Below are 14736 nucleotides of genomic sequence, written 5' to 3' on the forward strand. Positions count from 1 at the left end.
GCCCCTTTCATCGCAGCGGCTGGTAGCGGCCGTCCTGCACCACGACGAAGCTCGGCGCCCGCGTGGTGTCGCCGAAGCCGTCGAAGCCGATCGGCTGCTGCAGGCCGTCGTAAGGGCCGTGCCGCAGCACCGCCTGCTTGAGCGATTCGCCGGCGCGGCTGCGCGCAGCGGCCTGCACCAGGACCGTGACGGCATCGTGCGCGATGGCCGCGTGGTAGCCCGGCCCCCGGCCGAAGCGTGCCTGGTAGGCGGCGACGAAGGCCAGGTAGCGCGCGCTGGTGCTGCTGCGGTCGTGCATCTGGCCGACCAGCACGCCTTCGACCGCGCGGCCGCCCAGCGCGATCAGGGCCTCGCCGCCGGCGGCGTCGGCCACGGCCATCGGCAGCCCTGGCGCCTGCCTTTGCGCCTGCTGCGCGAGCCGCACGGCATCGACGCTGCCGCAGGCGAAGACCAGGCCGTCCGGCCGCTGCTGCAGCATCTCGCGCACGACGTCGCCGTAGGCCGTGGCAGCGTCGGAGGCGAAGTCCACCGTCGCCGCCACGGCGCCGCCGAGCGCCTGGAAGGCGGCGCAGAACTCGTCGCGCCAGGCCACCGCGTAGACCGCGTTGCGCGGGTCGGTGGCGGTGGCCACGGCCATGCGCCGGTGGCCGCGCTGCCACAGCAGCTGGGCATAGGCACGGGTGGTGTCGCGCGTGCAGGGGCTCAGCATCAGCAGCATGTCGTCCTTGCCGGCCAGCACCGAGGCGGTGGCGTTCGGGCTGACCAGCAGCAGGCCCGCCTGCGTGGCCTGCGGCAACACGGCGATGGCGATGGCGCTGGCGAACGGGCCGACCACGGCCTGCACCTGCGCTGCCACCAGGTTCTCCATGGCCTTGCGCGCGGTGGCAGGGTCGTCGCCGTTGTCCTGCACCACGAGTTCGAGCGGGCGCCCGCCGGTGTCGCCCGCCGCGTTGACCTGCTCGACCGCCAGGATGGCGCCGTTGCGCCCGTCCACGCTGGTCGCCGCGCCGCGGCCGGACAGGCCGGCCAGGAAGCCGATCCTGGACAGTCCCCGCGCCTGGCAGCCTGCCAGGCCGGCAAGACCCGCCAGGCCGGCGACCAGGGCACGCCGCCTCACGCAAGCGTCTCCCGCTGCGCCAGCCAGTCCGCAAAGCCGTCCAGCGGCATGGGCTTGCCGTACAGATAGCCCTGCACCTCGTCGCAGCCGAGCTGGCGCAGCGCCTGCGCCTGCGCAGGGGTCTCCACGCCTTCGGCCAGCACCTGCATGCCGAGCCGGTGGCCCAGCGGGACGATCATCTCGGCGATGCGCGCGGTGGTGTCGCCCGAGTCCAGCGCCGAGACGAAGGCACGGTCGATCTTGAGCCGGTCGGCCGGCAGACGGTCCAGGTAGGACAGCGAGGAGAAGCCGGTGCCGAAGTCGTCGATCGCCACGGCGATGCCGCGCGCCTTGATCTGGTGCAGCAGCGCGGAGACGCGCTCCATGCCCATCACGGCCACCGATTCCGTGATCTCCAGTTCCAGGCAGCTGGGCGGCAGCCCGGCATCGTGCAGGGCCTGGTCCACCTGGGCCAGGAACTGCGGCTGCGCGAACTGCAGCGGCGACACGTTGACCGCCATGCGCAGGCCGTCCTGCTGCGCGCGCAGCCGCGCCAGGGCCTGCAGCGCGGTGCGCAGCACCCAGTGGCCGATCGGCACGATCAGGCCGGATTGCTCGGCCACCGGAATGAACTCGGCGGGCGAGACGAAGCGCCCGTCGTCCGTGCGCCAGCGCAGCAGCGCCTCGGCGCCGATGACCCGGTCCTGGGCCAGCGCGAGCTGGGGCTGGTAGACGAGGAACAGGCTCTCGCGGTCGAAGGCCTGCTGCAGCCCGTGCAGCAAACGGGTGCGCTCGCGCGTGACGATCCCGACCTCGGCCGTGTAGTAGTGCGCGCGCCCCAGGCCGCTCGCCTTGGCCTGCTTCAGCGCGATCAGCGCGTTCTTGAACAGCTCCTGACCGGCGCCGGCCGCGTTCTCGCTGCGCGCCAGCCCGATGGAGAACGACATCGGTCGCGCGACGCCTTCGACCAGGTAGGGCGCTTCCAGCAAGGCCGCGAGCCGCGCCGGGACCAGCTCGGATGCCGGTCCCCAGACGCCGAAGGTGTCGCCGGCCACGCGCGCAAGCAGGCAGTGCGGCGGCAGGCCGCCGGCCAGGCGCCGGGCGATGGCCTGCAACAGCAGATCGCCGTAGGCGTAGCCGAACATGTCGTTGGTCTCGGCGAAGCGGTCGATGTCCAGCAGGGCCAGGACCTGGCCCTCGTCGCGGCCCGCGGCCGCCTCCTGGTCGATGTGCTGCAGCAGGGCCATGCGGTTGGGCAGGTCCAGCAGGCGGTCGCGGAAGGCGTGCGCACGCAAACGCGCCAGCAGATCGATGTTGGCCGCGCTCAGCGAGATGTTGGAGCAGAACACGTTGAGCAGCCGCACGTCGACGTCGCGCAAGGGCTTCCCCGCGCGCACGAAGGCGGCGAAGTCGTTGCCATCCTGGCCGGCGAAGAACAGCGTCAGGTGCTGGGGCTCCAGCAGGTTGCGGCGCTGGGACAGCGCGCGCGTCAGGCAGTCGGCGACCACGGCGTCGCCGATGTCGGCGATGTCCCGGTCCATCAGGCCGGCGAAGGCGCCGGCCGCGGCGATCACGGTGCACTGCCTGGCGGCGCCGCGCTCGGTCGTGCGGCGCGAGGCGCAGACCAGCCCCTCGGGCAGCACGCCGATCAGGCTGGCGATCTGGGTGATCACGCCTTCGGCGAAGGTGCGCAAACCCTGCTCGGCCAGGAACTGGTTGCTGGCCTCGACGATCTTCTCCAGCCCGCGCCGGCTGGCGTCCAGGCGCTGCAGCTGGTCGTACGAACGGATCGCGGTCGTCAAGGCCGTGTACAGCTTGACCCGCGTGAGCTCGCTCTTGGTCTTGTAGTCGTTGATGTCGTAGCGCCGGATCGTCTCGATCTCCGGCGCATGGCCCGGCTGGCCGGTGCGCAGCACGATGCGCACATGGGCCAGGCCCAGCTCGCCGCGGATGCGGTCCACCGTGACCAGGCCGGCCTCCTCGCTTTCCATCACCACGTCCAGCAGGATCACCGCGACGTCGCGTTCGCGGCCGAGGATCTGCACCGCCTCGGTGCCCGAATAGGCGTGCAGCAGCTGCAGCGGCCGCCCCTCGATCTCCATGCCGCGCAGGCCGAAGGCCGTGCTCTCGTGGACATCGGCATCGTCGTCGACCACCAGGATGCGCCAGGGCGCTGATTCTTGTGGCTCCGTCGGCTCCGGCCCCTCGCCGTCGTCGACGAATTCCAGTATGTCGTGGTCGTTCATTTCCCGCATTGCGCACTTGCGCAGGTTTCTTGGGCGGCTGTCGCCGCAAAGGCCCGCGATTGCACCAGGGCTGGCCCATACGCGTCAGCTGCTAGTTCTGACAGTAAGCGATTGCAACAGTGCGTCACAGCCTTAAGTCCGGTCTAAGTCTGCCTCCCCATCATTTCGGACATCCGCAAAACACTTGAAGGATGGATGCCATGACCGACCGACTCGACCGCTCTTCCGTGAAAAATTCCCGCCTTGTGCTGGCGCTTTTGGCCGCCGGTGCCATCGGCGGCGCGGGTGTCGGGCTGGCGCGCACCGAACTGGCGCACGCCACTCCGTCACCAACCGTTACAACTTCGGTGCCCGTTGCCGTGAGCCTGCCCGACTTTTCCCAGATCACGCGCCAGTACGGGCCGGCCGTGGTCAACATCAGCGTGACCGGCACGGGCGATGCGTCGGACGCCGAGCAGGCCGCGCAGCGCGACGACCCGTTCGGCAACGACCCCTTCTTCGAGTTCTTCCGCCGCTTCCAGCAGCCGGGCCAGGGCCCCGGGCGCGCGCCGCGCGGCGAAGCGCCGCTGGTGCGCGGCCAGGGCTCGGGCTTCATCGTCAGCGCCGACGGCACCATCCTGACCAATGCGCACGTGGTCAAGGGCGCCAAGGAGGTCACGGTCAAGCTGACCGACCGGCGCGAGTTCCAGGCCAAGGTGCTGGGCGCCGATCCGCGCACCGACGTGGCCGTGCTCAAGATCGACGCCAGGAACCTGCCCGTGGTGAAGATCGGTTCGCCGGCCGAACTGCAGAGCGGCGAATGGGTGCTGGCCATCGGTTCGCCGTTCGGCTTCGAGAACACGGTGACGGCCGGCGTGGTCAGCGCCAAGGGCCGCTCGCTGCCCAGCGACAGCGCGGTCTCCTTCATCCAGACCGACGTGGCCGTGAACCCGGGCAACTCGGGCGGCCCGCTGTTCAACACGCGCGGCGAGGTGGTCGGGATCAACTCGCAGATCTACAGCCGCACGGGCGGCTACCAGGGCGTGTCGTTCGCGATCCCGATCGATCTGGCCCAGCGCATCCAGCAGCAGATCGTGCAGCACGGCAAGGTCGAGCATGCGCGGCTGGGCGTGGCCATCCAGGAGGTCAACCAGACACTGGCCGACTCCTTCAAGCTGGACAAGCCCGAGGGCGCGCTGGTGGCCAGCGTCGAAAAAGGCGGCCCGGCCGACAAGGCCGGCCTGCAGCCGGGCGACGTGATCCGCGCCATCGACGGCAAGACCATCGTGGCCTCGGGCGACCTGCCGGCCGCGATCGGCCTGTCGGCCCCCGGCGACACGGTGAAGCTGGACGTCTGGCGCAAGGGCAGCGCGCAGGAGATCCGCGCCAAGCTGGGCGGCGCCAAGGACCAGGCCGTGGCCGCCGCCACGCCCGACGCCGCGGCCCAGGGCCGGCTGGGCCTGGCACTGCGCGCCCTGCAACCGCAGGAGCGCCAGGCCGCCGGTGTGGCCGAGGGTGGGCTGGTGGTCGAGCAGGTCGGCGGCGCCGCGGCCCGGGCCGGCGTCGAGGCCGGCGACGTGCTGCTGGCCATCAACGGCACGCCGGTCAGCAGCACCGAGCAGGCGCGCGCCGCCGTGGCCAAGGCCGACAAGTCGGTGGCGCTGCTGATCCAGCGCGGCGAGGACAAGATCTTCGTGCCCGTGCGGCTCGGTTGATGCCCGGGCTAGGCCTGTAGGCCGGCGACTACGGCCGCCAGCGCCCCGCCGCCGCGTGCGCGCGGGGCACCGGCCGTCAACCCGGCAGGACGCGGCGAGCGACCATGGCGTCACAAACCACAAAGGAGATCATGACCATGGCTTCCCCCGACACCCCGCAGCGCCCCGCAGAACCCACGCCCGCCCGCCCGGCCCACACCGACAGCATGCTCGAGTCCCTGGGCAAGGCCATCACCGATCCGGTGCGCGAATCGGCCGGCGATACCGACGAAGCGACGCGCCAGGCCCGTGCGCGGGCGCAGGTCCGGGCCGACGCCGAAGCGGCACGCGAGGCCGAGGAAGAGGCCCGCGAACGCGCCGAGGAAGAGCGCGCCCGCGTGCGCCCGCAGTCGCCGCCTTCGCCGGTGCAGGGCCGCTGATGCCACCGGCCTAAGATCGCGCCATGTCCGCACCCTACACCTCCGACGAACCCGGCCGCGCCGAGGTCGATGCCATGTGCGGCCCCGTGCTGCTCGAATTCGGCGACAACTTCTGCGGCTTCTGCCGCGCCGCCCAGCCCGCCATCGCGCGCGCGCTCGAGGAGCGGCCCGACGTGCGCCACATCAAGGTCGCCGATGGCCGCGGCCGGCCGCTGGGCCGCTCCTTCGGCGTGAAGCTGTGGCCCACGCTGGTGTTCCTGCAGGACGGCCGCGAGGTCGAGCGGCTGGTGCGCCCCGTCGATCACCATCCGGTGGCCAAGGCCTTGCGGGCCCTGGGCGACGGCGCGGCTTAAGCTTCGCGCCGCCCCGCGGACGGGGCTCCCTGAAGCTGCCGAGAATCCCATGACCACTGAAGAAACCCGGGCCATCCTGTCGCTGGCCCTCATGGCCGCCTTCGTCGACGGCGACAAGCACGCGCGCGAGCGCGCCGAAATCCGCCGCATCGCCGACAACCTGGCCCAGGCCGATGGCGTGCACCTGCCCGCGCTGGTGCAGGACGTGCTCATGAAGCGCGTGCAGCTGGAACACATCGCCGCCGCGCTGCCCGGCGCCGACGCGCGCCAGCTGGCCTACGAGATGGCGGTCTGCGTCTGCGATGCCGATGGCCTGCACTCGCCGGCCGAGCTGCGCTTCCTCGAACAGGCCAAGGCCGCCCTCGCGTTGGCACCCGCCGCGGCCGACGGCTTCCTGCAGCAGGCCGACGCCGTGGCCGCCGCACCGCTGGCCGAGGCGGCGCCTGCGCCCGTCCGCCCCACGGTGGACGAGGCCGCGCTCGACAAGAGCATCCTGAACGCCGCCATCCTCAACGGTGCGCTGGAGCTGCTGCCCGAGAGTCTGTCCACCATGGCCATCATCCCGCTGCAGATGCGCCTGGTGTTCAACGTGGGCAAGGCGCACGGCTACGAGCTGGACAGCGGCCACATCAAGGATTTCCTGGCCACCGTCGGCGTGGGCCTGACCTCGCAGTACCTGGAACAGGCCGGCCGCAAGCTGCTGGGCGGCCTGCTCGGCAAGCTGGGCGGCGGGCTGCTGGGCGGTGTCGGCAAGCAGGCCGTCAGTTCGGGCATGAGCTTCGCCACCACCTACGCGTTGGGCCACGTGGCCAAGCGCTACTACGCGGGCGGCCGCGTGCTGTCCACGCAATTGCTCAAGGACAGCTACGCCAGCCTGACCCAGCAGGCCCAGGGCCTGCACCAGCAGTACCTGCCGCAGATGCGCGAGCAGGCGCGCACGCTGGACGCGGCCAAGGTCATGGCCCTGGTCCGCGGACGGTAGGCGCGCTCAGGCCGAAAGGCGTGGTGCGCGCGCCGCGTCGGCCTCGGCGATCCGGAACGCCGCCACCATCTCGATGAGCCGGCCGGCCTGATGGCGCAGGCTTTGCGCGGCGGCCGTGGACTCCTCGACCAGCGCGGCGTTCTGCTGCGTCATCTGGTCCAGCTCGCCGACGGCGGTGTTGACCTGCGCGATGCCCTGGCTCTGCTCGCGCGCGGCGGCGGAGATCTGCGCCATGGTGTCGGACACGCGCTGCACGCCGGCCACGATCTCCTGCATCGAACCACCCGCGGCCTGCACCTGGCGCGTGCCGACGTCGACGCGCTCCACGCTCGCGCCGATCAGGTCCTTGACCTCGCGCGCCGCGGCCGCGCTGCGCTGCGCGAGGTGGCGCACCTCGCCCGCCACCACCGCGAAGCCACGCCCCTGCTCGCCGGCGCGCGCGGCCTCCACGGCCGCGTTGAGGGCCAGGATGTTGGTCTGGAACGCGATGCCGTCGATGGTGCCGATGATGTCCACGATGCGGTGGCTGCTGGCATTGATCTCGCCCATGGTGGCCACGACCTCGGCCACCACCTCGCCGCCGCGCCGCGCGGCGTCGGCCACCGTGGTCGCCAGCTGGTTGGCCTGCACCGCGGCATCGGCGCTCTGCTGGACGGTGGCGGTCAGCTGGTCCATGGAACTGGCGGTCTGCTGCAGGTTGGACGCAGTCTGCTCGGTGCGGCCGGACAGGTCGGCGTTGCCGGCCGCTACCTCGCCCGAACTCACGCCGATGGCGTCCGAGGTCTGGCGCACTTCGCCGACGATGGCCGCGAGCGACAGCCGCATCTGCTCCAGCGCGTCCAGCAGTTCGGCCAGCTCGTCGGTGCCGTCCTGGACGGCGATGCGCTGCGTGAGGTCGCCGGCCGCGATCGCCTGCGCCAGGTCGCGCGCCTGCACGATGGGGGCGGTGATGGAGTGCGAATTGGCCAACGTGGCCGGCACCACGGCCACCACCACCACGGCCAGCACGGCACCGAAGATCCACTGCACACGCTGGGCCGTGGCTTCGAAGTCCGCCCGCGTCTGCGCGATGCCGCGTTCGAGCGCCTGCTCCATCGCATCGACCTGCGCCATCGCAGCCTCCATGCGCTGCGTCGCGGGCTCGAGCAGCCGCTCCGGCGTGGCCAGGCCATCGTGCGTGCCCGCCTGCACCTGGTCCAGCACGGGAACGGCCGCGGCCGCATAGGCATCCAGACCCTCGCGCGCCGCGCGCGCGGCCTGCTGCACGGTGCCCGCCGCGCTGGCGGCCAACACATCCAGCGCGGCGCGGGCCTGCCGCAGCGCCTCGGTCCACTGGCCACGCTGCTGCGCTGCGCGCGCGGTGTCGGCGAAGGCGGCCAGCACATCCTTCTCCTGGCGGCGCGCCAGGTGCATGGCGGCGCGCAGGTCGCCCAGCGCGGCGAGCTCCTGCGCACCCTCGGTCATGAAGCGCAGGCTCTGCGTCTGCAGCTGCCGCTGGCCGACCAGGGCGGCCACGGCGATCAGCGCGAACAGGCCGAGCACCACGACGATGGCGGCACGCATGCGCAGGCGGATGGAAAAGCGGCGCATGAGCTGGATGGGCGAAAGCACGCACGAACTCCTTTTCGGGACAAATGGACTGGGGATGGCTGGCCCGCGATGAGGCGCGGCAAGCATAGGTGCGCAACACGCGCAGGCCTGTGCTATACGTGCCATCCATGCCGCCCAAACCACCGTTCACGCTGAATCTGCGCAGCTACGGCCTGGCCGCGGACGAGCACCGCCACGACCATGCGCAACTCGTGCTGCCGCTGGCCGGCCGCCTGCTGCTGGACATCGGCGGGCGCGAGCGCCTGCTCGGCCAGGGCCAGGCCGCCTTCGTCGAGACCGGCATGCGGCACACCCAGGTGTCCCACGAGCGTAACCAGGCGCTGATCCTGGACCTTGATGCACATCAAGTGCCGCTGCCATTGCTGGAACGGCTGGCGGCGCAGCCCTACCAGCCGATCGCGCCGGCGGCGTGGCGGCTGGTGGACTACATGGGCCTGGTGCTGCAGGGCGGCCCGGCCACCACGGGCCAGTTGCAGCATTGGGTGCCGTTGCTGCTGGACCAGCTCGGCCAGCAGGCGCCGCGCGCGGTGTCGCGGCTCGGCGCATTGCTGGCCAGGGTGCAGGCCGAGCCCGGTGCGCCCTGGACGGCCGAGCGCATGGCGCAGGAGGTGCACCTGAGCGTGAGCCGGCTGCATGCCCTGTTCCGCAGCGAACTCGGCAGCACGCCCGCGGCCTGGCTGCAGCAGCAGCGGCTGGAGCGCGTGCGCGACTGGCTGGTCGGCACCGACCGGCCCATCGCCGAACTCGCGCTGGCGGCCGGCTACGCCGACCAGAACGCGCTGACGCGCGCGATGCGGCGCGCCACCGGCAGCACGCCGGCCGCGATCCGGCGCGCGGCGCGAGACGCGGCCTAAAAGTCAGCAGCCACGGCCGAGACGGCTGACGGCCAGGCACGCCACAGTGCGGCCATGCCTTCTTCGCGTTCGTCCACTGCGGCCCAGGGCACCTGGGCCGGCATCCTGTGCGGCATGGCCGCAGGGGCCCTCTGGGGCCTGGTCTTCCTCGCGCCCGAGCTCGCGCACGGCTTCACGCCGCTGCAGCTGACGGCCGGCCGCTTCCTGGCCTACGGCCTCTTCGCCTGCGCGCTGCTGCTGCCACGCTGGCGCCGGCTGGCCGCGCAGCTGGGCCGCGCCGACTGGGCCCTGCTCGCACGCCTGGCACTGCTGGGCAACACGCTGTACTACGTGCTGCTGGCCAGCGCCGTGCAGCAAGGCGGCATCGCCATGACCTCGCTCGTGATCGGCTTCCTGCCGGTGGCCGTGACCGTGATCGGCAGCCGTGCCGCGGGCGCCGTGCCGCTGCGCCGGCTGGCACCCTCGCTGCTGTGCGGACTGGCCGGCATCCTCAGCATCGGCTGGCAATCGCTGGCGGGCGCTGCCGGCGCCTCGCCGCTCGCGCTGCTCTGCGCCATCGGCGCGCTGGCCTGCTGGACGGCCTACGCCGTCGGCAACGCGCGCGCGCTCGCGCAGCGCCCCCAGGTCTCGGTGCAGGACTGGAACCTCGCCACCGGCGTGGTCACCGGGGCGCAGGCCCTGCTGCTGCTGCCGTTCGCGCTGCTGTTGGACACGCGCGTGCACACCGGCGCCGACTGGGCGCGCCTGGCCGGCGTGGTGCTGGGCGTGGCGCTGGCCGCGTCCATCGTCGGCAACGCGCTGTGGAACCGCATGAGCCGGCTGCTGCCGCTGACCCTGGTCGGCCAGATGATCCTGTTCGAGACGCTGTTCGCGCTGCTCTACGGCTTTCTGTGGGAATGGCGCACGCCGCGCGCGGCCGAGTGGCTGGCCATGGCCTGCGTGGCCGCCAGCGTGCTGAGCTGCGTGCATGCGCACCGCCGCCCTGCGCCCAGCGGCTATGCTGCGGCCGCATGACAGTGCCCACCGACGACGCCTTCGCACAAGCCAAGACCCTGTTCCTCGATGCCGTGGCCCTGACCGAAGCGGGCCGGCATGCCGAGGCTGAAACGCGGCTCGAAGCCGCCGCCGCCCTGGTACCGGACCGCCCCTCCACGCTGCTGAACCTGGGCGTGGTGCGCCTGCGCCTGGGCCGCCCCGGCGAGGCGCTGCGCGCGCTCGATGCCCTGGCGACGCTGGAGCCCGCCAACCCAGCCGGGCGCTTCCAGCGCGCGCTGGCGCTCAACCAGCTCGGCCGCCACGCCGAGGCGCTGGCGCTGCTGGACGCGCTGCTCGCCGAACACCCGGCCACCGCCGCCGCCCACCAGCTGCGCGGGCAGACGCTGCAGGCGCTCGAGCGCCATGCCGACGCCCTGCCCGCCTACGAGCGCGCCGTGGCGCTCGCCCCGGCCCTGGCCGAAGCCCAGCTGTTGCTGGGGCAGCTGCTGCGCGACCTGCAGCGCCCCGCCGCCGCGCGCAACGCCTTCGAGCAGGCGCTGGCCGCCGGTGCGGACGCCGCGCTGTGCCGCTACTTCCTGGCCGGCCTGGGCGCGGGCGAGACGCCCACCAGCGCCCCGCCGGCCTATGTGCGCGGCCTGTTCGACAGCTACGCCGACGACTTCGAGCCGCATCTGCTGGACGTGCTGCGCTACCGCGGCCACGAGGCCGTGGCGCAGGCCGCCGCGGCGGCGCTGGCCGGCACGCCGGTGGAGGCCGCGCTCGACCTGGGCTGCGGCACCGGCCTGTGCGGCCCGCTGCTGCGCCCGCTGGCGCGCCGCCTGCACGGCCTGGACCTCTCGCCCACCATGCTGGCCCAGGCGCGCGCCCGCGGCTGCTACGACGCGCTGGTGCAGGCCGATCTGGCAGCGCACCTGCAGCAGACGCCCGAGCGCTACGGCCTCGTCGCCGCAGCCGACGTGTTCATCTACGTGGGCGCGCTCGATGCGGTGTTCGCCGGCGTGCGGCGCGTGCTGCAGCCGGGCGGCGTGTTCGCCTTCTCGGTGGAACGGTCCGACGGGGCGGACCTGCAGTTGCGCCCCAGCCTGCGCTACGCGCACGGCGCGGCGCACCTGCGCGCGCTGGCCGCGCGGCACGGCCTGGCCATCGTGCAGGAGCAGGCCCTGGTGCTGCGCGAGGACCAGCGCCAGCCGATCCAGGGCCTGGTGCTGTGCCTGCGTGCGCCCGCGCCGGCCTCGGCGGCCTGAACGCGGAACATTCGGGCGCGGCCGGACTCCATCGCCGGTCCCGCGCGCCGCGCCGGCTGCGGGCGCCATGCATCCCTTCATCCGACCCTTGTCCCAGGAGAGCCCAGATGAGCCTTGCACGCAGATCCTTCCTCGGTGCCGCACTCGGTGCCGCCGCCTTCGCCCGCCATGCCTGGGCCCAGTCCGACACCAAGGCCTACCAGCCCCAGGTCGGCCAGGGCGGCAAGGACGTGGTGTGGGTGCCGACCTCGCAGGCGCTGGTCGACCGCATGCTGGACATGGCCGGCCTCACGCCGCAGGACCGGCTGGTCGACCTGGGCTCGGGCGACGGCCGCCTCGTGATCACGGCGGCCAAGCGCGGCGCGCGGGCGCGCGGCATCGAATACAACCCCGACATGGTGGCGCTGTCCCGGCGTGCCGCCGAGGCCGAAGGCGTGGCCGCGCGCGCCACCTTCGAGCAGGCCGACATCTTCGAATCGAACTTCTCCGAGGCCACGGTGGTCACGCTGTTCCTGCTGCCCAACCTGAACATGCGGCTGCGGCCCACCTTGCTGAACATGGCGCCCGGCACGCGGGTGCTGTCCAACTCCTTCACGATGGAGGACTGGGAGCCCGACGACGCGTTCAACGTGGTCGAGGGCTGCTCGGGCTACTGCAATGCGCTCAAGTGGGTGGTGCCGGCCAAGGTCGGCGGCACCTGGCAGCTGGGCAGCGAGCGGCTGGTGCTCACGCAGAACTTCCAGAAGCTGGAGGGGCGGCTGGGCGCCTCCTCGCCGCTGGCCGCCGCGCGGATGGACGGGGCCAACATCCGCTTCACGGCCGGCGGGCGGACTTATACGGGGCAGGTCGCGGGGAACGCGATGCGCGGCACCGTCGACGGTGCCGCGTGGACCGCCACGCGCGTGGCGGGTTAAAGCTTCAGGCGGTTGCGGGCTGCTGCTGCGGCGGGCGCTGCGGCGCCACGGCCTTCTCCGCCACCGCGTTGCGCGCCGACAGGTTGATCGGTGCGGCGGTCGGCAGGCCGTCGAAGTCCGTCCACTGGTGGCGCTCGAAGTCGTAGAGCTTGCAGGTGCGCAGCGTGCGCAGCATGGAGAACAGCGACAGCGGCTCCACCACCAGCCGGTTGCCCAGCAGTGCGTTCATGCGCTTTTGCGCCGGCAGCAGCATGTAGCTCGGAATGCCGTGGTGCGCATGGTGGGCGGCATGGCAATAGACGTTGTTGACCATCTTGCTGAACCAGTCGGGCGTGGTCAGCACGGTGGAGCACAGTTCGGGCGCGTAGTCGCCGGAGCGCACGATGTCGCCCTTGAACCAGGGGATGTTGGGGTGCGTGTGCATCAGGTACAGCGTGGCGCTGCTGATCCAGAAGTGCAGCATCAGCGGGCCGAACCAGCCCAGCAGCACGGCCGTGCCGGCCTCGATGGGCGCAATGCGCGGCGCCGCCAGCGCCAGGAAGGCCACCATGCCGCCATGGAACAGCACGAGCGGCACGGCATAGGCCATGGACACGCCGCGTTGCTCCACCGGCGTGCGCGGGTTGGGCCACACGCGCGTGGGAATCCAGCGCACCAGCCAGTAGACGAACAGGCCGAACACGTTGGGCGCGCGGCACAGGCGCTCGGCCAGTTGCTGCAGCGGGCTCAGCGCGTCGTACTCGGCCTTGGAGAACGGGCGGTAGAAGTCGAAGTGGTCGCCGTTGGTCCGCGGGTGGTGCACATGGTTGTGGTCGTGCGTCCACATGCGGTAGTTCTGCACCGAGGGCACGCCCAGGGCCAGCGCCGCGATCCAGTTCCAGCGGCGGCTGGCGAACAGGGTGCGGTGCGAGGCGTCGTGCGCCAGCGTGTACATGGAGGTCAACCGGATGCCCAGCAGCACGCTGGCCAGGATCTTCCAGCCGATGGCGGGCGCGAACAGCACGGCCGCCCACAGGCCCCAGTACAGCGCACCATCGCGCAGCAGCAGCAGCGCGCCGCTCTTGTTGCGCGGCGTCGCGAAGACGGACAGCTCGCGGATCAGCTGCCCCCGCGAGATCGCGGGTGGCGTGGCGGACAACGGCGCGGCGGTGGATCGCATCGGAACTCCCTGTAACTTGTTGTGACACGAAGCCCGAATTTGAGCCTGCCACAGGCCGATTCGATGTGCCGATAAACAGGGGAAAACCAGCCCCTTTCCTAAAATGCTGCAGCGCAACAACATCGGCTACCATCGGCACTGGAGAGAACAAGCACGTGGGCAACGACCAAGCCTTTGCCGAGCTGGGCCTGCCCAGCGACGCCAGCGAAGCCGAGATCAAGGCCGCCTGGCGCCGCCTGGCGTCGCGCTGGCATCCGGACCGCAATGCCAGTGCCCAGGCCGTGGCGCGCATGCAGCGCATCAACCAGGCCTTCGAGGCGATCCAGCGCGCGCGCCAGGGCAGTGAGGGTGCTGCGCAGCCCGCCGCCGCACCCGAGCCCCCGCCGCCGCCCGCACCGGCCCGGCCGGCCCATCCGCCGATCCACCGCAAGCTCAAGCTGACGCTGGAAGAAGCCGCAGCCGGCTGCATCAAGGCACTGCGCGGCAGCTTCACGCCCACCTGCCAGCACTGCGAGGGCCTGGGCCACCGCGTGCTGGGCAGCCGCTGCCGGCGCTGCCGCGGCAGCGGCACCTTCGTGCGGCCCACCGCCTGGTTCGGCTGGCCCGGCCAGCCCGAGGACTGCGAGGACTGCGGCGCCACGGGCATCGCGCGCGAGCTTTGCGCGCCCTGCGAAGGCAGCGGCACGCTGGCCGAACAGCGCTACGAAGTGCAGGTGCGCATCCCGCCCGGGGTGCGCGACGGCGACCTGCTGCATGTGGCGGCGCGCCGCGCGCCGGCCGACCTGGAAGTGCAGGTGGGCGTGGCGGCGCACCCGCTCTTCACGCTGCAGGACGACGGCAGCCTGCATTGCAGGCTGCCGGTCGATGGCTTCGCCTGGATGGCCAACCGCAGCGTGTCCGTGCCCACGCTGGACGGCGTGCAGCCGCTGGCCTTGCAGCGCGGCCGCCAGCGTTACGAATTGCCTGGCCAGGGCTTTCCGCAGCGCCACCGCGGGCCGCGCGGCTTGCAGGTGGTGGAGGTCGAGCCGGTGTTCCCAGAGAAGTTCAGCACCGACCAGGACATCCTGCTCGACCAGCTGATCGCCAGCTGCGCTGCCGCGCAGCCGCGGCTGGCCGAATGGCAGCGTACGCTGCGTACGCGCGAGCGCAAGCGGCCACGCGGCTGAGC

13 protein-coding genes are annotated in these 14736 nt (G+C 72.2%); 9 read left to right on the plus strand and 4 right to left on the minus strand.

Going from position 1 to position 14736, the window contains the following annotated elements; translation table 11 throughout:
* Window positions 1–7: 7 nt before the first annotated feature.
* Complete coding sequence (locus IE209_RS03405; RefSeq protein ID WP_189685625.1) at window positions 8–1117, minus strand: ABC transporter substrate-binding protein; 1110 nt, start codon at window positions 1115–1117, stop codon at window positions 8–10.
* Window positions 1114–3342, minus strand: a complete 2229-nt coding sequence (locus IE209_RS03410; protein ID WP_189685627.1) for a GGDEF/EAL domain-containing response regulator — start codon at window positions 3340–3342, stop codon at window positions 1114–1116. Before IE209_RS03410 ends, IE209_RS03405 begins: the two co-directional genes overlap by 4 nt.
* A 200-nt stretch (window positions 3343–3542) precedes the next feature.
* Between IE209_RS03410 and IE209_RS03415 the strand changes: the two genes are divergently transcribed.
* The 4 genes from IE209_RS03415 (at window position 3543) to IE209_RS03430 (ending at window position 6790) form a co-directional block, all read left to right on the plus strand.
* Window positions 3543–5036: a Do family serine endopeptidase gene (locus tag IE209_RS03415; protein ID WP_189685628.1), complete on the plus strand. Its 1494-nt coding sequence runs from the start codon at window positions 3543–3545 to the stop codon at window positions 5034–5036.
* A 137-nt stretch (window positions 5037–5173) separates the two neighbouring features.
* The gene (locus IE209_RS03420; protein WP_189685629.1) at window positions 5174–5455 is read left to right on the plus strand and encodes a hypothetical protein; all 282 of its coding nucleotides are present in this window, start codon (window positions 5174–5176) and stop codon (window positions 5453–5455) included.
* Between the two features lie 23 nt (window positions 5456–5478).
* Entirely contained in the window at window positions 5479–5808 is a 330-nt protein-coding gene (locus IE209_RS03425; protein WP_189685630.1) for a thioredoxin family protein, read from the plus strand.
* Window positions 5809–5857: 49 nt separating this feature from the next.
* Complete coding sequence (locus tag IE209_RS03430; RefSeq protein ID WP_189685631.1) at window positions 5858–6790, plus strand: YcjF family protein; 933 nt, start codon at window positions 5858–5860, stop codon at window positions 6788–6790.
* 6 nt (window positions 6791–6796) lie between these two features.
* On the opposite strand, the gene IE209_RS03435 is transcribed toward IE209_RS03430, so the two are convergent.
* The gene (locus tag IE209_RS03435) at window positions 6797–8401 is read right to left on the minus strand and encodes a methyl-accepting chemotaxis protein (protein WP_189685632.1); all 1605 of its coding nucleotides are present in this window, start codon (window positions 8399–8401) and stop codon (window positions 6797–6799) included.
* Window positions 8402–8508: 107 nt separating this feature from the next.
* Between IE209_RS03435 and IE209_RS03440 the strand changes: the two genes are divergently transcribed.
* The 4 genes from IE209_RS03440 to IE209_RS03455 all read left to right on the plus strand — a co-directional run bounded on the left by IE209_RS03440 (window position 8509) and on the right by IE209_RS03455 (window position 12409).
* Window positions 8509–9255, plus strand: coding sequence for a helix-turn-helix transcriptional regulator (locus IE209_RS03440; RefSeq protein ID WP_189685633.1), 747 nt, complete (start codon window positions 8509–8511; stop codon window positions 9253–9255).
* 54 nt (window positions 9256–9309) lie between these two features.
* Window positions 9310–10269, plus strand: a complete 960-nt coding sequence (locus IE209_RS03445; protein ID WP_189685634.1) for a DMT family transporter — start codon at window positions 9310–9312, stop codon at window positions 10267–10269.
* Window positions 10266–11495, plus strand: coding sequence for a tetratricopeptide repeat protein (locus tag IE209_RS03450; RefSeq protein WP_189685635.1), 1230 nt, complete (start codon window positions 10266–10268; stop codon window positions 11493–11495). Before IE209_RS03445 ends, IE209_RS03450 begins: the two co-directional genes overlap by 4 nt.
* Before the next feature lie 107 nt (window positions 11496–11602).
* Window positions 11603–12409, plus strand: coding sequence for a class I SAM-dependent methyltransferase (locus tag IE209_RS03455; protein WP_189685636.1), 807 nt, complete (start codon window positions 11603–11605; stop codon window positions 12407–12409).
* Window positions 12410–12413: 4 nt separating this feature from the next.
* On the opposite strand, the gene IE209_RS03460 is transcribed toward IE209_RS03455, so the two are convergent.
* Entirely contained in the window at window positions 12414–13568 is a 1155-nt protein-coding gene (locus IE209_RS03460) for a fatty acid desaturase family protein (RefSeq protein ID WP_189685637.1), read from the minus strand.
* A gap of 155 nt (window positions 13569–13723) precedes the next feature.
* Here IE209_RS03460 and IE209_RS03465 point away from each other — a divergent pair, with 155 nt between their 5' ends.
* Window positions 13724–14734 carry a DnaJ C-terminal domain-containing protein gene (locus IE209_RS03465; RefSeq protein ID WP_229882674.1) on the plus strand — a complete coding sequence of 337 codons (1011 nt, stop codon included), beginning with the start codon at window positions 13724–13726 and terminating at the stop codon, window positions 14732–14734.
* Window positions 14735–14736: the final 2 nt, after the last annotated feature.

Source organism: Pseudorhodoferax aquiterrae, from assembly GCF_014652235.1.
In the GTDB taxonomy this organism is placed as follows: domain Bacteria; phylum Pseudomonadota; class Gammaproteobacteria; order Burkholderiales; family Burkholderiaceae_C; genus Pseudorhodoferax; species Pseudorhodoferax aquiterrae.